Source organism: Bradyrhizobium ontarionense, assembly GCF_021088345.1.
GTDB classification, from domain to species: domain Bacteria; phylum Pseudomonadota; class Alphaproteobacteria; order Rhizobiales; family Xanthobacteraceae; genus Bradyrhizobium; species Bradyrhizobium ontarionense.
This window is the reverse complement of the sequence record NZ_CP088156.1, coordinates 8,039,957-8,057,958: the sequence shown is the minus strand read 5'-3', so window position 1 is coordinate 8,057,958 and position 18,002 is coordinate 8,039,957. Positions and strand designations below refer to the sequence as shown.

Below are 18,002 nucleotides of genomic sequence, written 5' to 3'. Positions count from 1 at the left end.
GACAGGGACGATGGCTGCGAACGAAAAGTACCTGATCCTCGGCTCGAACTCCTTTTCGGGCGCAACCTTCGTCGACTTCCTCGCTGCGGCCGGTCACGACGTGATCGCGACCAGTCGGTCGGATGAGCCGCACGAGGCCTTCCTGCCCTACAAGTGGCAGAAGCGTCCCGGCAGCGTGCGCTTCAAGCGCGTCGATCTCAATCACGATCTCGATGCGCTGAAGGCGCTGCTTGCGGCCGAGCGTCCGACCCATGTGGTGAATTTCGCGGCGCAGAGCATGGTCGGCGAGAGCTGGCTGTATCCGGACCACTGGATGATGACCAACGTCGTCTCCGCTGTCAGGCTGCACGACATCCTGCGCAACTATGACGGCCTCGACCGCTACGTCCACGTTACCACGCCGGAGGTCTACGGCTCGACCGAGGGCTGGGTGCGCGAGGATGCGCCGTTCAATCCGTCGACGCCTTATGCGGTGTCGCGCGCGGCCGGCGACATGAGCCTGCGCACCTATTTCGCCAACTACCAGTTTCCCGTCGTGTTCACGCGGGCGGCCAACGTCTACGGCCCCGGCCAGCAGCTCTATCGCATCGTGCCGCGCACCATCGTGGCCGCGATGACCGGGCAGAAATTGCGCCTCGACGGCGGCGGCAAGTCGATCCGCGTCTTCATCCACATGACCGACGTGTCGGATGCGACAGTGAAGATCGGCCGCAAGGGCACGCTCGGCGACACCTATCACATCTCGGGCTATGAGCTGGTCTCGATCCGCACCCTGGTCGAGATGATCCTGGCGCGGCTCGGCAAATCGTTCGAGGACTGCGTCGAGATCGGCCCCGAGCGCCCCGGCAAGGACACCGCCTATACGCTCGACAGCTTCAAGCTGCGCACCGAACTCGGCTGGCGCGACACGTTCTCGCTGGAACAGGGCATCGACGACGTCATCGCCTGGGCGCGACGCTTCGAAGATGTCATGGCCAAGCTGCCGACCAAGTACGACCATAAACCCTGATCGAGACCCCTGCGCTTCCCCGGGGAAGCGCGACTGGAGAGCACGATGAACGTGGCAGTCCGGAGCACAGCGGCCAAGCCTGACGTCGCCGCCCTGAAGGCGCAGGCGGCGAAGTTGCGCGGCAAGATCATCCAGATGTCGCACAAAGCGCAGGCCGCCCATCTGGCGTCCTCGCTGTCCTGCGCCGACGCGATGACCGCGGCCTATTGGCACGTGCTGAACATCGACCCGACAAACCCGACCGATCCGCTGCGCGATCGCTTCATCCTGTCGAAGGGGCATGCCGCCGCGGCGCTGTTTGCGACCCTGGCGATGAAGGGCTATTTCCCGATCGAAGAGCTCGAGACCTATTGCCAGGACGGCGGCCGGCTCGCCGAGCATCCGCCGGCCAACCTGCTGCCCGGCGTGGAGGCAGCCACCGGCTCGCTCGGCCACGGCCTGCCGCTCGGCTGCGGCATGGCGCTTGCGGGGCGCATCAAGGGCGAGAGCTTCCGCGTGTTCGCGCTGCTGTCGGACGGCGAGAACAACGAGGGCTCGGTGTGGGAGGCCGCGATGTTCGCCGCCGCCCAGAAGCTCGAGAATGTCTGCGTCGTCGTCGACTACAACAAGTGGCAGGCGACCGCGCGCTCCAACGAGACCCTGATGCTGGCGCCGCTGCGCGACAAATGGGCCGCCTTCGGCTGGGACGCGCACGAGATCGACGGCCACGACGTCGGCGCGCTGGCGGAAGCCATGCAGAACATCCCGAACGGCTCCGGCAAGCCGGTGGCGCTGATCGCCCATACCGTCAAGGGCAAGGGCGTGTCGTTCATGGAGGACGACAACAACTGGCATTATCGCGCCCCGACCGCTGAGGAAGTCGTCAAGTCGTTCAAGGAGCTCGGCCTGTCATGAGAAATGCGTTCGCTGACGAACTGACCAAGCTCGGCAACGAGGACAGCCGCGTCGTCATGCTCTCGGGCGACATCGGCAACCGTCTGTTCGACAAGTTCAAGGACAAGCATCCGAGCCGCTTCTTCAACTGCGGCGTCGCCGAAGCCAACATGATGGGCGTCGCCGCCGGCATGGCCATGAACGGCCTGCGCCCGGTCGCCTACACCATCACGCCGTTCGTGACGACGCGCTGCCTGGAGCAGATCCGCACCGATGTCTGCTATCACGAGGCACCGGTGACGATCGTCGCGGTCGGCGCCGGTCTTTCCTATTCCGGCCTCGGCCCGACCCATCACGCCTGCGAGGACATCTCGTTCCTGCGCTCGATCCCGAACATGGTCGTGATCTGCCCGGGCGACGCCTTCGAGGTGCGCGGCGCGTTGCGGGCGGCCATGCAGCAGGACCGTCCGGTCTACATCCGCATGGGCAAGAAGGGTGAGCCGGTCGTTCACAAGGGCCCCATCACGGATTTCAAGATCGGCAAGGCGATCACGATCGAGGAAGGCTCCGACGTCTGCCTGCTCTCGACCGGCAACATGCTGCCGGAAGTCATTGAAGCCGCGCACAAGTTGAAGGAGAAGGGCATCTCCGCCGAGGTCGTCAGCTTCCACACCGTGAAGCCGCTGGATGAGGACAAGCTCAAGCAGGCCTTCAGCCGCTTCAAGCTGGTCGCGACCATCGAGGAGCATTCGCTGATCGGCGGCTTCGGCTCCGCCGTCTCCGAATGGCTCGCCGATACCGAGACGAAGCACCAGAAGTTCCTGCGCTTCGGCACGCCCGACGCCTTCTTCAAGAAATCCGGCGAACAGGAATATGCCCGCGAGGTGCTGGGACTGACCGGCCACCAGATCGCGGACAAGATCATCCACGTGTTGAGCTGAGACATCACATGAAGACCCAAGCTGCCCTCCTGGTCCAGACCGGCCAGCCGCTCGTCCTGGCCGAGATCGAGACGCCGGCCCTGAAGCCGGGGCAGGTGCTGGTCGAGATCGCCTATTCCGGCGCCTGCGGCACCCAGGTGATGGAGTGGCGCGGCGACAAGGGCGAGGACAAATGGGTGCCGCATTGCCTCGGCCATGAAGGCACCGGCACGGTCATCGAAGCAGGCCACGCCGTCACCAAGGTCAAGGTCGGCGACAAGGTCGTGCTGTCCTGGATCAAGGGCAGCGGCATCGAGGCCGGCGGCGCCGTCTATGACTGGGACGGCAAGAAGGTCAACGCCGGCGGCGTCACCACCTTCCAGCGCCATGCGGTTGTCAGCGAGAACCGCCTGACCCTGCTGCCGCCTGACCTGCCGATGGACGTCGCGGTACTGCTCGGTTGCGCCGCGCCGACCGGCATGGGCGCGGTCTACAACGTGCTGAAGGTGCAGCCGGGCGATGCGGTCGCCGTGTTCGGCACCGGTGGCATCGGCCTCAACGCGCTGATGGCAGCAAGCCTGGCCGGCGCCATGCCGGTGATCGGCATCGATCCCAACCCGACTCGCCGGGCGCTCGCCCAGCTCTATGGCGCGACCCATGTCATCGATGCATCCGGCGACGTGCTGGCCGAGATCAAGAAGATCGTGCCGCAGGGCGTTGATCTCGCGGTGGAATCCTCCGGCATTCCCGCTGTGATGGAACAGGCAATCAATGCCACGCGCCAGCAGGGCGGCCGCGCCGTCGTGATCGGTAATGCCAAGCATGGCGCGGCGCTCACGCTGAATCCCGGCGTCTTCAACCAGGGCAAGAGCCTGCTCGGCACCTGGGGCGGCGACAGCGTCCCGGATCGCGATTACGGCCGCTACGGCCGGCTGCTGAGCTCCGGCCGCTTCCCGGTGCGGGATCTCCTGTCGAAGCCCTACAGCCTCGCCCAGGCCGATCAGGCGCTGCAGGATCTCGCCGCCGGCAAGGTCGGCCGTCCGCTGATCGACATGTCGCTGGCTTAAGTCCAGGCCATGCGGATCGGGATCGATTTCGACAACACGATCGCCTGCTATGACGGCGTGTTTCATGCGGCAGCACTCGAGCGCGGCCTGATCCCGGCCGATCTCGGCCGCGACAAGAACAGCGTCCGCGACCATCTCAACGGCTCCGGACGCAAGGACGATTTCACCGAGCTGCAGGGCTACGTCTATGGCGCCCGCATGGACCTGGTGTCGCCCTACCCCGGCTTCGCCGCGTTCGTGGCGGCGGCCCGCGCGGCCGGCCATGACCTGTTCATCGTCAGCCATAAGACCAAGCATCCCATTCTCGGGCCGAAGCACGACATGCACGCAGCTGCCCGCGGCTTCCTGTCGGACCGCGGCCTGATGGGCGCGGCCCCCGGCCAGATTGCGCCAGACCGGGTGTTCTTCGAACTGACCAAGGACGACAAGGTCGCCCGCGCCCATGCGCTGGCCTGCGAGGTCTTCGTCGACGACCTGCCGGAGATCCTGGCCATGACCGGATTTCCGGAAGGGATGCGCAAGGTGCTGTTCGACCCCGAGAACCAGTTCGCGACCAAAGCCACGGGTTACGAGCGCCGCGCTTCCTGGACCGAGATCGCGGCGGATGTCGTCCGTGACCGCGGCTGACGCCAGCCCCGACGCCGATGCCGCCCTGCTGGCGCTGGCGCAGCGCCTCACCGCGCAGGCCGGCAAGGCGACGCCGCAGGCGTTGACCCGGCTGGCGGGCGGCCGCAACAATCAGGTTTTTCGTCTGGACACCGAGGCCGGCCCGCTGGTCCTGAAGCGCTACTTCACCGATGCCCGCGACAGCCGCGACCGGCTCGGTGCCGAATGGAGCTTCATCAGCCACGCCTGGTCGCGCGGCGTCCATGTGGTGCCCGAGCCGCTCGCCTGCGATCGCGCCGAGCAGGCCGGGCTCTACAGCTTCGTGCAGGGCCGCAAGCTTGGCGCCACCGAGCTCGCGCCTGTTCATGTCGATGCGGCGATTGATTTCGTGCTCGCTGTGAATGCCCCGCCGCGCCCTGCTCTGGCGCCGGGATCGGAGGCCTGCTTCTCGCTCACCGAGCACATTGCGACCGTCGAGCGCCGGGTGGCGCGGCTGGCGACGCTCGATGGCGAGGTGCCGCATGTGGCCGAGGCACGCCAGCTGGTGGCGGCGCGGCTGCAGCCGGCCTGGGAAGCCGTGAAGGCGGACATTCTGCGCGGCGCCGCGGCCGAAGGTCTTGCCTTGGATGCAGCCATTCCCGGCGATCAGGTCTGCCTGTCGCCGTCCGACTTTGGCTTCCACAACGCGCTGATCGACGAGACCGGCAAGCTCACTTTCCTCGATTTCGAATATGCCGGCCGCGACGATCCGGCCAAGCTGGTATCGGACTTCTTCTGCCAGCCAGAAGTGCCGGTGCCGCTGGCGATGCACGAGCACTTCATCGAGCGGCTGACGGAGGGACTCGGGCTCGATGCGGCCAGCGTCACACGCTGCCACCTGCTGCTCGACGCCTACCAGATCAAGTGGACCTGCATCATCCTCAACGACTTCCTGCCGCTTGGCGCCACCAGGCGCGCCTTCGCCGACACCGGAGCATGGGCGCAGCGCTGCGCCGAACAGCTCGCCAAGGCCGACGCAAAGCTCGGCCTGGTCGGCGCCACATCCGACTAACCGACATCCCCACGCCCGGAGATTTTCATGGCCTATCGCGAGTTCGTCAGTCTCGTCCACAAATCGACCAAGCGCGACTATCTCGCGCGCGTCACCCAGCGCGACAAGGCCGACGTCGCCGAGATGGCGGTCAAGTTCGACTACGACTATTGGGACGGCAGCCGCGAGACCGGCTATGGCGGCTACAAATATGACGGCCGCTGGCGCAAGGTCGCCGACGCCATGATCGAAGCCTACGGCATCAAGCCGGGCATGCGCGTGCTCGACGTCGGCTCCGGCAAGGGCTTCATCCTGCACGATTTCCGTGAGGCCATCCCGGATCTCGAGGTCGCCGGCATCGACGTCTCCTCCTACGGCGTGGAGCACACGATGGAGAGCGTGAAGCCGTTCTGCCAGGTCGGCAATGCGGCCAAGCTGCCCTACCCGGACAAGCATTTCGATCTCGTCATCTCGATCAACACGCTGCACAACCTCTACAACTATGATCTCGATGCGGCGCTCCGCGAGATGGAGCGCGTCAGCCGCGGCGCCAAATACCTCTGCGTCGAGGGTTACCGCAACGAGCGCGAGAAGGTGAACCTGATGTACTGGCAGCTCACCTGCCGCATCTTCCACACGCCCGAGGAATGGGACTTCGAGTTCAAGCGGTCGGGCTACACCGGCGATCACGAATTCATCTTCTTCGAATAAGCGTGAAGCGATAGCGTCGACGATCGCTCTCGCGACGCAATGGCGCCCGAGTGATGAGCTGATCATCGCCCTCTCGACCGAGAGGGCGCGAGGAAGGCCGGACCTCGGCTGAGGCCCGTGGCCCGCCTGCTCAAAGAAATGCAGGCGGCAGGTACCACAGGTACAGCCGGACGACCCGGCCTTCCCCGCGCGATAGTTTTACGGTGTCCTTCGTGCTCTCCCTGGGGATCGGCGTTCTTGCCCCCATCGCCCGCGCCATGCCGTCAAAGCAACAGCCACGAACTTGACCTCAGCGTCGAGAGGCCAGGACCACACGACTTCGCCGTCCGTGCGACCTGCGCTCGTCTCGCGCAGCCGTCACGTCCATCGCAGCCCACCTCCACGTTTCGTGACGACGCGTACGTCCCTCTGCACGAGGCGGGATGCGCACAGACAACCACACTTTCTGATAAAACGAAAGAAGAATATTTTTCGCGCCGGCACTGGACAAGGGGCATCGGGCTGGGACTCCAGCGAAATTCGGCCTGCGCGCGCAGCCGCCAGCGATAGACTCCGCGCTGCCGCTCGCCGCTTTACGCCGCGAATTTCGAAGTTCCGATGCCAAGTCTGCTGCCAAGACTGCTGCCCTGCTGGTCGGAATCTCAAAATCGGCCCGCGCGAGGCATCCCCCGCTTCTGCACCTGGTTGGCAACGGAACATCGCTACGCTGACATCGTGAAAACGGGTGAAGAGCCTCCACGCGCTTTTGCGATCTTTGCAAAATGTATCTATAAAAAGGCAATCAAGACTGAAGGCGTGGGAACGGGGCTGCCGATGACGAAGTCGTTGAAAGTGGCGATCGCCGAGGGATTGCCGCCCCAGACCCTGTTCAGGCTGCGCTCGATCAAGCGCGCACTGATGGGACAGCCGCCTCCGGAGGCACCGCAATCAGCCCCGGCAGCCCATTTCCAGCCCGAACCTGCTTCCCCGCCCGCCGGTGAGGCCCAGCCGGCCGCGCACGAACCGCGGACGAGGCAGACCGAAGCGCTGGAGCGGCTCGACGCGCACAAGATCAGCGCGCCTTATTTGTTCTTCGACGTCGACGACGTCCTGATCCTGCCGGCCAAGGAGATCGCACGCACGCTGACCTTGAGCGCGATGTACATCAACAGTGCCGACGTCAAGGGCGACATCGCCGAATTCGGCACGATGGGTGGATTCACGGCCCGGACCCTGGCCAACGCGATGGTGTTCGACCCGCGCTACCAGCCGAACCAGCCGTTGCGAAAGCTGCGCCTGTTCGACAGTTTCGAGGGACTGCCTGAAATCACCGCTGAGGTCGATCTGGAATCGCAGCACGTGAAATCGGGAACCTGGTCGAAGGGCGGCTGCAGGATTCTCAGCGCCGCCGACCTGCGAACCATGGTGGAAGGCATCATTCCGCCGAGCCGGGTCGAGATCTATGAGGGCTGGTTTGCCGACACGGTGAAGCAGCTTCCCGACGACACGCGCTTCGCGCTGATCCACTTCGACGGCGACCTCTATTCGTCGACCATGGATGCCCTGGTGCCCTGCTTCGAACGCGGCTTCATCTCGAAAGGCGCCGTGCTATGCTTCGATGACTGGAACTGCAACGAAGCCGATCCCGAGGCCGGCGAGCGCAAGGCCTGGGCCGACCTGGTCAGCCGTTTCAACATCGTCGCCAGCCACTCCGGCGACTACTCCATTCAAGGCACGAAGTTCATCATCCATTCCTACAGCGGGATGAAGCCGCGGTCGTGAAGACCATGGCCGGTTCGCGGCTTTCCTTGCGCTGTGCCATGCGGCCAGAGGTGAAAGAATGAGCTGTCCATACACGACGCTGCCGGCGAGCAGCTTCTGGCGCCAGGCCGTCTCTGAACACAGCTCATCCGATCTCGATCCCCACCTCCCCGCGCAACTTCGTTTTGGCCCCGATCACCGCATCGCGTCCGCCGGGAGCTGTTTTGCGCAGCACATTTCGCGCGCCCTGAAGGAGCGCGGCTATAATTACTATGTCACGGAGCCGGCGCCTGCCCATCTGACGCCCGAGCAGGAGGAGCGCTTCGGCTTCGGCGTCTTCTCCGCCCGCTACGGCAACATCTACAGCACCCTGCAGCTGCTGCAGCTGGTTCAGCGCGCTTTCGGCGACTTCAGGCCGGCCGATCAGTTCTGGACCGACCGCGACGGCCGGATCTTCGACCTTCTGCGGCCCCGCATCACGCCGAAGGGATACGTCTCGATGGTCGAGGCGGAGGCCGATCTCAAGCGGCATTTGACGGCGGTCCGGCAACTCGTGGAAACGACGGACGTCTTCATCTTCACGCTCGGTCTCACCGAATGCTGGGTGTCGAAACGCGACGGCACCGTCTACCCCACCTGCCCCGGCTGCGGCAGCGCCGGCGAGTTCGACGACGCCAAATATGCCTTCCAGAATCTGTCGGTGACGGAAACCACGGGCTACCTGGCCGAGGCGATCAATCTGATGTCGGCCGCCAATCCGCGACTGCAGATCATCCTGACAGTCTCGCCGGTGCCGCTGGTCGCCACGATGGAGCCGCGCCATGTGCTTCAGGCAACGACCTACTCCAAGAGCGTGCTGCGCGTCGCCGCCGAGGAGATGGTGCGACGCTACGACAACGTGCACTACTTCGCCTCCTACGAGATCATCACGACGGCGAAGAGTGCCGGCGCCTTTTTCGCCGACGACGCCCGCCAGGTCACGTCCGATGGTGTCGCGCGCGCGATGAACGTGTTCTTCGCGCACTTCACCGGCGAGGGCGCGGAGGCCATGGCGCACTCGGCCAACGAAGGCTCCCGGAAGCGTCCGGCGGCACCCTCGTCCGAACCGCGCATCGTCTGCGACGAGGACGAGTTCTACCGCGCGCTGGCGGCCAGCCGGGCGAATTGACGATGAATTGGTCCCGCAGCCGGGCTTGCATGAAGAGGAAGCATGAGCGTGGACGCCGAAGTCGAAGCGGTTCTGCCGGTCTACATCGTGGGTGACAGCCATTCGCTGCCCTACCGCCACATGGTATTCCGGGAGCGATGGACGGGCGCCTGGGTGATGGCCCGTACGAAGTATATCCGGGGCGCCACCGCGCAGGACTTCTACAATCCGGCGACCGGCGAGTTTCACCCAGACTTCATCGCGTTCCTGGAATATGAAGGCCTCGTCCGCAATGGTCGCGCAACCCATTTGTCCATGGACGAAGTGGATTTTGCCATCGCAAAGGCCGTCGGACAGGCCGTGAAGGCGCCGCTCATCATGATCACGGTCGGCGAGATCGACGTTCGTGGTCCCATCCTGCAGCTCCTGAAGGACAGCCACGACTTCGTTCCGCCGTTTGCGACCACCTTGCCGCTGCTGGACAAGCCGCTGGTGCCCTGGGACCTCATCGACGAAGCGATCGAGGCGCGCCTCGGCCCGTTCATCGCCGGGCTGCAGCAGCTGGTCGCGGCGGGCTTCAAGCGTGTCTATGTCCAGAGCGTGGTTCCTCCGACCCGTCAGGAAGCGCGCATCCGGGAGCTGCAGCAGTATGACTGCCCGGTTTCCGTCCGCACCAAGCTGGTGCAGGCGTTCAATTGGAAGCTCGAGCAGAAGGTCAGATCGCTGAACCTGTTCGTGATCGACCGCTGGTCCGAGCTGACCGAAGGCGATCTGCTGCGGCCGGAGTTCGATTTCGACGGCGTGCATCTTCCGCCGAAGGGAGCTCGTATTCTGCTCGAGGCCCTGGTCGATCATGCGATCGACAGCCGGGGCCTCGTCGCCAACCATCCGCGCTACGAGCTCTACTACCGAATGGCCTGCGGCCTGGATCCGTTCCAGCCGGCCGCACTCGAATCTTGATCCTGATAGTGTCTCCTTCGACACTGACGTCCGTAAGCGGGCGAGCGGCAAACTGATGAGAACGTCAAAGACGAAACACGGACGCCAGGTGAGGACAACATGGCCGTAACATCGATGGTCAACTCTGCCACGCAGAGGCTCAAGAGCGGACTGAACCGGACCCTTGGCGCGCTCGGCTACCGCCTCGTGCGTTCCGACACGCTGAACCGCCTGAGCGCGCAATCCAGACCGGACGCACTGCGCAGTCTGTCATCGGCGAACAGCACCGTAACGGCCCCGTCGCGCCGGCTCACGCTTCTGTCGGCCTCCAACGGCCCTCCGGCCACGTGTACGGCTCATGCGCCGAAATTCGATCCGCGCAAGACGCCGAGCCAGCTTGCCGACAAGATCGTCGAATTCCAACAGAACGGCGTCACGGTGATCAGCACGAACCCGGAAAAGGCGGCCATGTTCCGGGACACCGAGCTGTTCGACCGCGGTGTGAGCAATCGCCACGTCGCATGGGATTGGGCCGGCAACAGCGTCGCTCCCTACACCCATGACCTGCAGACCGGCATGCCGTCGGCAGCGCTGGTCGACTACCTGCAAGCCCTGTTCAGCGGTGGAGACTTCGACGCGTTCTTTCGCGGCGTGCTCGGCTGTCCGGCGAAGGTTGCCAATGTGCGGCTCGTACGGTCGCTGCCGCATTTGGCCGAGGGCGTCGGTCCGCAGGAATGGCATAGCGACGGCTGTCCGGCCGGCGTCATCCGCGGCGTGCTCTATCTCTGCGACGTCGACCAACAGACCGGCCCGTTCCAGTATCGGGACGCCAACTACCGCGAGCATACGGTGCTGGGAAAGGCCGGCGACCTGCTCGTGTTCGACGCCACCCGTCTCATGCATCGGGGCAGCCCACCGACGCACAAGACGCGGTCGGCGATCGATCTGGTCTTCATGCCGCGCATGCCCGACGAGGAGATGAAAATCATGGTCGTCGGCATGAACCACTGGGCGGCCGATCCATTTTTCGTCAAGCTGCCGAAGGAGCGCGCAGTGGAGGACGCGAAGGCGGACGAAGGCCGGACTACCAGCCTTTATTGAGAGCAGGGCCTAGGGACTCCCGCTTGCGCCGATAGCGTGGGACGGCTAAGCCAAAAGCGTTTTATGGCTTTCTTGGAGACGGCTTGTCGCCGGTTCCGTGAACGTCGACTTCTGGATCGGCAATGAGCGGCATCGCTCGGAGATTTTGGATGTTCGTCCCGTTCAAGCCGACGTCTGCGGACGTCCTTTTCTTCGGCCGACCTGGATCGACCGCCTTCCGACGATTTGCGTCTGCGCTCTCCCTCAACGCCGCTTGGCGATGATCGAACCGTACCGCGTTGGAGAATTTGAATGCTGAATCCGTTGAAGAACACGCTTGCGACCTCGCTGCCGCCGGATGTGGTGTATTGGATGCGTTCGGTCAAACGAGCGATCATGTCCGAGCCGCCGCTGCCTTGGCCATACGGCCAGGGCACGACCCCGGAGGGTCAGGACAAAAGCCCGGCCGAGGCCATTGCGGCTCCTTCGGACGATGCGGTCGATGACGGGCGCCTCGTTCAGGACATCGCCCTGGAGAAATACAAATCACGACAGCTTCCCTCCCCCGGCGCGTACTACACCTATGCCGACGTGCTGATCTTGCCGGCGCAGGAGATCGCCAAGACGCTCACCTTGTGCGTCCAGTACATCAACAGCGCGCATGTCAACGGTGACGTCGCCGAATTCGGTACCATGGGCGGCTTCAGCGCCAGGGCGATCGCCACCTCCATGGTGTTCGACCTGCAGCGCCAGCCGCTCGGCAAGACCGCCTCGGGCGAAAATCCGTTTCGCATCCTGCGGCTGTTCGACAGTTTCGAGGGCTTGCCCGAGATCACCTCTCCGATCGACCAGGCCGCGCCTCACGTGATCTCCGGCGCGTGGGCGAAGGGCGGCTGCAAGGTGCTGGCGGCGCCCGAGCTCCGCGAACAGATCGGGAAGATCCTGCCACCGCATCGCTTCCAGCTTTACGAGGGTTGGTTCGCCGACACGGTCAAGACGCTGCCGCCCGAGACGCGCTTCGCGATGATCCATTTCGACGGCGATCTCTACCAGTCGATGATGGATGCGCTGGTGCCGCTGTTCCAACGCGGCATGATTTCGACAGGGGCCATCATCTGTTTCGACGACTGGAACGCCAATCGTGCCATTCCCACCACCGGCGAGCGGCAGGCGTGGAAGGAACTGGTCGAGATGTTCGGGATCGAGGCCAGCAACTGCGGCGACTATTCGGTCGGCGGCACCCGCTTCATCATCCACGCCTATCGCGGCATCCCGGCCGACCCGGAATAGCCGCCCTACGGCGACGGTTGCCGGGGCGGACCGAGCAGCGCGTCGAGGGTGCGGCTCGCCAGGAAGATCGCACCGGGGACCGTGAGGTGCCCCGGATCGAACGCCGTCAATTGCGAGGCGCCGGGACCGATCCGGCTGAGACAGCCCTCGACGTTGCAGAAGACGTCGCGGACCGAGATGTAATCGATCGCGAGCTCGCGGGTGAGTTCACGAAACAGGGCGTCCCGGCCGCGCGTCCATTCGTCGTTGGAGCGGAACCAGGTCCGCTCGGGCAGCACCTGTCCCGTCTGCCGGTAGTAGTCCAGCACGTTGTGGGACAGGCCGACACCCTGCCAGCTCGGCGGCGGCCCCATCAGCACGATTCTGGCGGTGCTGTTCGCCCTGATCTGCGCCACCGTGCGCGGCAGCCCCTCCCGCAGCACGGCTTCCGCATGTCCCCAGGTGGCGTCGAGGATCACCACCTCCGGCTTGAGGCGGCCGATCCGCTGCACGACATCGTCGTTGATGCTCTTGCAGAACGGGCGCGCCGCCAGCGTATAGCCGATCAGCGGCGGGCAGGCGGACGCCGTGTACTGGGCGACGTCATAACCGCGCTCCACCGCGAAGTGGAGCAGGCCCGGAGTGAGCGCGGCGCCGTAGGAATCGCCCCAGATCAGCAGCAGCGGCCGGCGTCCCTGCCCGGCGCAGTCGCCGCCGAAGTCGGACGCCGGCTGCAGAAGCAGCAGGCAGCGGCTGCGGCGCCAGTGCGCCGAGGTCTCGGAGCCCGACAGCATAAAGCCGCGGATTTCCGGGGCAAACCGGATCGGCAGGCCGCGCGTGCCCGTCGCAGCGACCCCGATCGGTATCATCGCGGCCATGCCGGCCAGCAACGATCCGACACGCCATGCGACGGACGAAGCGCCGAACCTGATCGGCAACTCGATGAAGCGGTAGGTGAGCCACGCCAGCAGCGCGCTCAGCAGCAGGACACCGAGCATCGTTCCCACCGGGACCGTTCCGCCCAGATGGAGCTTGGCGAAGGCGATGAGCGGGAAGTGCCAGAGATAGAGCGGATAGCTGATGAGACCGACAAAAACCAATGCAGGCCGGGCCAACGTCCGTTGAACCCATGTGTCCCCCGTTGCGATCAGGGCCATGGTCGCCAGCACGGGCACGAGCGTGCGAACGCCCGGCCATGGCGATGTCGCGCTGAAGGCGAAGAATGCGAGGAGAGCTCCGGCTGCGCCGAGACCGGCGACAAGATTGGCGGCCGTCGGACCGATCCGCAGATGCTGACGCTGGCGTAGCCAGACCGCAACAAACGATCCAGCCATCAGCTCCCAACCGCGCGTGGTCGGGGAGTAGAACGCCCAGGCCGCCTCATTCACCGGCGTCGCGAGGCAGACCACGAGAGAGCCCACCCCCAAGGCGGCCACGATGGCCGCCTTCTGCGACGGCCATCGGGCTATCAGCACGAACGCTGCGGGCCAGACGATGTAGTACTGCTCCTCGATACCGAGCGACCACAGATGGAGCAGCGGAAGACGCTCGGAGCCCGGATCGAAATAGCCGACGATCTGCTCGTGCAGCATGAAGTTCTCGATGAACGCCGCAGCGCCCTTGATGTTGGATCCGAGCGCCTCCATCTCGGCCACGGGCAGCACGAACCAGGCGATCAGGAACGTCGCCAGCACGACGATGATCAGAGACGGGAAGATCCGCAGGATGCGGCGGGCATAGAACGTCGCGAAGCTGAAGCTCTTCTCCGCGCACTGCCGATCGATGATCCCCGTGATCAGATAGCCTGAGATCACGAAGAAGACGTCGACGCCCGCAAAGCCGCCGGGCAGCACCTGCGGGAAGGCGTGATAGATGAGCACCGCGATCACGGCGACCGCGCGCAGCCCGTCGATGTCGGCCCGGTACGCCAAGGCATGCGCCGTGCCGGGCTGCGGCGACGACACGCTGTGAGGGGCCTGGTGGTCAACGCTGCCCACGATCGTCATTCTCGCGCATCCGCTGCAACGCCCGTGTCTTTTCCAGAGCGCTGACAAGGTCACCGGTGAAATCGGCGGCGCCTCTGCCGTCGAGATGGCCGCCGCCGTCCCAGCTCGAATAGTCGGTGCGCGCCGGCAGCGCCGTCTCGACGCCGATGGCGTCGGCGACTTCGCGGACCTGGGTCAGGCAGCCGTGGAAATTCGGCACCAGGGTGAGCACGACCGGCGCGCCGAGCGACTGCACGAAGTCGCGCGCATTGGCAATGACGTCAGGCGTGGTGTGGCAGTCGGGATCGCGCGTTATCTTCACGCCGGGATTGCCGTCGGCGAGAAAGCGCGGAAATCCGCGCATGTCGGCCGCGCCGGTCCGGTCGTCGCGGTCGAACGACGGAATCGCCCCCGCTCTCGGTGCGGCCAATGCGCGGCGGATATCCCGCGTCGCATCCTCGAACCGCCAGCGCAGGTTGCGCCGGATCACCTCGTAATAGGCGCCGAAGCGGCTGAGCCTCGTGCTCGGAATCGGACGGACATCGGCACCGAAGGCGCGGGTCAGATTGCGGTGGAAGAAATTGCCGCCGCCGCCGCCATCATCCGCATTCACGATCCACAGGCGTGGATGGAGACGGTGCTTCAGGGCGATCTGCCGCGCGAACTCGCCGCTGGCGACCCCGACGAAGGCCATGTTGTAGAATTTGAGTCCGTAGCGCCGCTCGAGGCGCTCGCGAACGACGCTCGGGTCGATCGCGAACGACACCAGCGAGGAGCCGAGGATGATGACATCGGCCTGCCTCGCTTGGTCGATCGAGCGGCCGATGCCGTGGAAGAACAGATCCTGGTCCTGGATCTCGGTGACGCCGTCGCCGCCGAAGTTGCGGTACCATGCCGCGTCGCCGGACCTGCCGATGGCGCTGAAATGGTCGCCGCCTTGCGCGGCCAGCGCCAGGCAGAGGCCACCCAGCATCGCAGCCGTCAGACCGAGCAGGAGGCCGACATAGCGGCGGCAGGCGCGGCCCGGATCGTCCTCGCCCACATCTCCGCTTGGGAGACCGGCCTCCTCTGTCCGACGATCCATGGTGCGACCCGGGCGATCGGCCAGCATGCCTATTTTTCGAAGCCCGACACAGCGTCCAGCGCCTGTCTGGCCACGAAGATCGAGCCGGGATAGGTCAGATGGCCGATGTCATAGCTCGTGAGGTCTGATCCGTCCTTCCCGATCCGGGCGAGACACCCGTCATTGTTGCACATGATCTGGCGGGTCGAGATGTACTGGATCGCCAGCGTCTTCGCCTGGCCTTCGAGAAACTCCTCCAGGGCATGGGTCCAGTTGTCGTTGGACCGATAGAAGGTCCGCTCCGGCAGCAGCGAATAGGTCTGGAAATAATAGTCGAGCAGATTGGACACGAGACCGTCACCCAGCCAGGTTGCGGGAGGTCCGAGCAGAACGATCTTGGACACGCCGATGTCCCTCAACCGCGCGACCGTCAGCTGCAGGCCCTTGCGCAGGTCTTCAGCGGAATAGCTCCAGGTCGAATACAGAATCACGAGCTCAGGCTTCAGCACCGCGAGGCGCTCGGCGACGAAATCGTTGGCACCGCGGCAATGGCGGCGGTCCGGGTGCACGTAATCGAGCAGCGGCGGACAGGCCGAAGCGGTGAACTCCGCGACATCGAAACCACGCTCGGCTCCGAAATGGGCAAGGCCCGGATACAGCGAGGACCCGAACGAGTCGCCCCAGACGACGACGAGCGGATGGCGGCCGGTCCCGGCGCACTCGGCCGCGAAATCGGCCGCGCTCTGATCCGGCAGCAGCAGGCACTTGCCGCGGCGCCAGTGGATCGAGGTCTCCTCACCGGTCAGCATGAAGCCGCGGATGCTCTCCGGGATGCGATTGGGGAAACCATTGGTTCGATCGACGAAAAGTCCGACCACTCCGAGCGCGGCCATGCCGCACGCCAGAGCGCCGATCTTGACATGGATCCAGCTCCGCCCGAAGCGGATCGGCCGTTCGATGAAGCGATAGGTCAGCCAGGCCAGCAGCGCGCTGGCGACGATGATCGCGCCCATGATCCAGACCGGGACGCCATCCACGAAGTGGATGCGCGCATAGGCCATCAGCGGATAGTGCCAGAGATAGAGCGGATAGCTGATCAGCCCGACGAAAACGACCGGCGTCGACGACAGAAGGAAGCGATGCACCAGCGTGCCGTTGGCCGCGATCAGGACGGCCGCGCCGAGGACCGGCAGCAGCGTGGGGAGGCCCGGATGCGGCGTGAGACGCCCGAAGCGCCAGAACGCGATCCCGATCGCGAGCAGGCCGGCGACGGCGATGAGCTCGCCCGCAAGGCGAACGACCGGCGCCCGCGAACGGGGCTCCACGCTGCGTTCGTTGGACCACAGGGCAAGGCCCGAACCGACGAGCAACTCCCATGCCCGCGTCACCGGCAGATAGAAGGCGTAGTCGGGTGCGCGGGGCTGCACGATCAGGCACGCCGCGAACGACGCCGCGGCCAGCACGATCGTGATCGCAAGGCTCCTTCGCCGCCACGCCCCGATCAGCATCAGCAGCAGCGGCCAGACGATGTAGTACTGCTCCTCGATGGCCAGCGACCAGAGATGCAGCAGCGGCTTCTTTTCCGCGGCCAGGTCGAAATAGCCGACCTGGCCGAGCAGAATGAAGTTCTGGATGAAGATTGCGCCGCCCGCGATATTGGTTCCGAGCGACTTCAGCTCGCGTGGCGGCAGCACGAACCATCCGATCAGGAACGTGACCAGCACGACCGTGATCAGCGCCGGAAAGATGCGGCGGATGCGGCGTGCATAGAAGTCGGCGATGCTGAACCTGTTCGACAGCATCTGCTTGTGGATGATGCCGGTGATCAGATAGCCGGAGATGACGAAGAAGATGTCGACGCCGTAGAAGCCGCCGGGAACGGCGGTGGAAAACGCATGATACAGCACAACAGGCAGCACGGCGATCGCGCGCAGGCCGTCGATATCCTTGCGATAGCCGAGCGGCGTCGCGCGGGCCTCGTCCAGGACAAGGTTCGGCTGGGCAAAATTCATCGGCTCGGTTCACTCCAGGAAGGGTCCGACAGAAGAGCCGAATACGCTTCGACGAAGTAGCGGTGAGGTCGCCAGTCGACCGCAAACCCAGAGATATTCACACGTTTTTCCCGGACCTCACCGACCCGCCTGATGGCGGGCAGCGCGCCGGGGCCGCGGGCCGGTACCTCTTTGGTGGCCTCCAGGACGTCGCAGCCCCTGCCACCGCTCGCGGCGAGGCCGCCATTCGTGACGATCTCGTCGGTCGGACGTGTCCTGGTGTTGGATCGCTCACGTCGCTCGGCGAGCCCGTGCGGCGCTCCCGCGCGCGGGGAGATTTCAGCCGGCAGCAGGTGTATTTCGGCACGCGACCGCGCTGCCAAACTCGCGCCGCTCACGATTATCGTCCGAACGCCGAAGCCGCTCGCGACATCGGCAAAGTCCGCAGTCGTGCCGATGAACATGCGCGCGCGGCGCTCCCACAGCTGCGAGGCCACGCAATCCGCATGACGTCCCCAAGCCAATCATAACTCGCAAGATGCCCGAGAAGGCTATCTTTTGGCCGGCCCATT

At 65.0% G+C, this 18,002-nt stretch carries 16 protein-coding genes; 12 read left to right on the top strand and 4 right to left on the bottom strand.

Annotated elements, in window-relative coordinates; translation table 11 throughout:
* Positions 1-10 precede the first annotated feature (10 nt).
* From LQG66_RS35420 to LQG66_RS35365, 12 genes are all read left to right on the top strand, one after another.
* On the top strand, positions 11-1,009 hold the full coding sequence (locus LQG66_RS35420) for an NAD-dependent epimerase/dehydratase family protein (RefSeq protein ID WP_231320730.1): 999 nt from the start codon (positions 11-13) through the stop codon (positions 1,007-1,009).
* Positions 1,010-1,054: 45 nt separating this feature from the next.
* Entirely contained in the window at positions 1,055-1,903 is an 849-nt protein-coding gene (locus LQG66_RS35415) for a transketolase (protein ID WP_231320721.1), read from the top strand.
* Positions 1,900-2,823, top strand: a complete 924-nt coding sequence (locus LQG66_RS35410) for a transketolase family protein (RefSeq protein ID WP_231320719.1) — start codon at positions 1,900-1,902, stop codon at positions 2,821-2,823. Before LQG66_RS35415 ends, LQG66_RS35410 begins: the two co-directional genes overlap by 4 nt.
* 8 nt (positions 2,824-2,831) lie before the next feature.
* Positions 2,832-3,869: a zinc-binding dehydrogenase gene (locus LQG66_RS35405; protein ID WP_231320717.1), complete on the top strand. Its 1,038-nt coding sequence runs from the start codon at positions 2,832-2,834 to the stop codon at positions 3,867-3,869.
* 9 nt (positions 3,870-3,878) lie between these two features.
* Positions 3,879-4,496 (top strand): hypothetical protein, encoded by a 618-nt coding sequence (locus tag LQG66_RS35400; protein WP_231320706.1) that lies wholly within the window; start codon positions 3,879-3,881, stop codon positions 4,494-4,496.
* Positions 4,483-5,526 carry an aminoglycoside phosphotransferase family protein gene (locus tag LQG66_RS35395; protein WP_231320704.1) on the top strand — a complete coding sequence of 348 codons (1,044 nt, stop codon included), beginning with the start codon at positions 4,483-4,485 and terminating at the stop codon, positions 5,524-5,526. The genes LQG66_RS35400 and LQG66_RS35395 overlap by 14 nt, the downstream gene beginning before the upstream one ends.
* A 27-nt stretch (positions 5,527-5,553) precedes the next feature.
* Positions 5,554-6,216 (top strand): class I SAM-dependent methyltransferase, encoded by a 663-nt coding sequence (locus LQG66_RS35390; RefSeq protein WP_231320702.1) that lies wholly within the window; start codon positions 5,554-5,556, stop codon positions 6,214-6,216.
* An 813-nt stretch (positions 6,217-7,029) separates the two neighbouring features.
* Positions 7,030-7,977, top strand: coding sequence for a TylF/MycF family methyltransferase (locus LQG66_RS35385; RefSeq protein WP_231320701.1), 948 nt, complete (start codon positions 7,030-7,032; stop codon positions 7,975-7,977).
* A 58-nt stretch (positions 7,978-8,035) separates the two neighbouring features.
* Positions 8,036-9,124 (top strand): GSCFA domain-containing protein, encoded by a 1,089-nt coding sequence (locus LQG66_RS35380; protein ID WP_231320699.1) that lies wholly within the window; start codon positions 8,036-8,038, stop codon positions 9,122-9,124.
* Between the two features lie 42 nt (positions 9,125-9,166).
* Positions 9,167-10,063 carry an SGNH/GDSL hydrolase family protein gene (locus tag LQG66_RS35375; RefSeq protein ID WP_231320696.1) on the top strand — a complete coding sequence of 299 codons (897 nt, stop codon included), beginning with the start codon at positions 9,167-9,169 and terminating at the stop codon, positions 10,061-10,063.
* Positions 10,064-10,162: 99 nt separating this feature from the next.
* A complete protein-coding gene (locus tag LQG66_RS35370) occupies positions 10,163-11,143 on the top strand; it encodes a phytanoyl-CoA dioxygenase family protein (RefSeq protein WP_231320694.1) in 981 nt (326 codons plus the stop codon).
* A 291-nt stretch (positions 11,144-11,434) separates the two neighbouring features.
* Positions 11,435-12,412, top strand: a complete 978-nt coding sequence (locus LQG66_RS35365) for a TylF/MycF family methyltransferase (RefSeq protein ID WP_231320685.1) — start codon at positions 11,435-11,437, stop codon at positions 12,410-12,412.
* A gap of 5 nt (positions 12,413-12,417) precedes the next feature.
* On the opposite strand, the gene LQG66_RS35360 is transcribed toward LQG66_RS35365, so the two are convergent.
* The 4 genes from LQG66_RS35360 to LQG66_RS35345 are packed head-to-tail and all read right to left on the bottom strand — an operon-like array spanning position 12,418 to position 17,927.
* Positions 12,418-14,397: an acyltransferase family protein gene (locus LQG66_RS35360; protein ID WP_231320683.1), complete on the bottom strand. Its 1,980-nt coding sequence runs from the start codon at positions 14,395-14,397 to the stop codon at positions 12,418-12,420.
* Positions 14,375-15,460 (bottom strand): hypothetical protein, encoded by a 1,086-nt coding sequence (locus tag LQG66_RS35355; protein WP_231320674.1) that lies wholly within the window; start codon positions 15,458-15,460, stop codon positions 14,375-14,377. The genes LQG66_RS35360 and LQG66_RS35355 overlap by 23 nt, the downstream gene beginning before the upstream one ends.
* 29 nt (positions 15,461-15,489) lie before the next feature.
* Positions 15,490-17,451, bottom strand: a complete 1,962-nt coding sequence (locus LQG66_RS35350; protein WP_231320671.1) for an acyltransferase family protein — start codon at positions 17,449-17,451, stop codon at positions 15,490-15,492.
* Positions 17,448-17,927: a hypothetical protein gene (locus LQG66_RS35345; protein WP_231320669.1), complete on the bottom strand. Its 480-nt coding sequence runs from the start codon at positions 17,925-17,927 to the stop codon at positions 17,448-17,450. Before LQG66_RS35345 ends, LQG66_RS35350 begins: the two co-directional genes overlap by 4 nt.
* Positions 17,928-18,002: the final 75 nt, after the last annotated feature.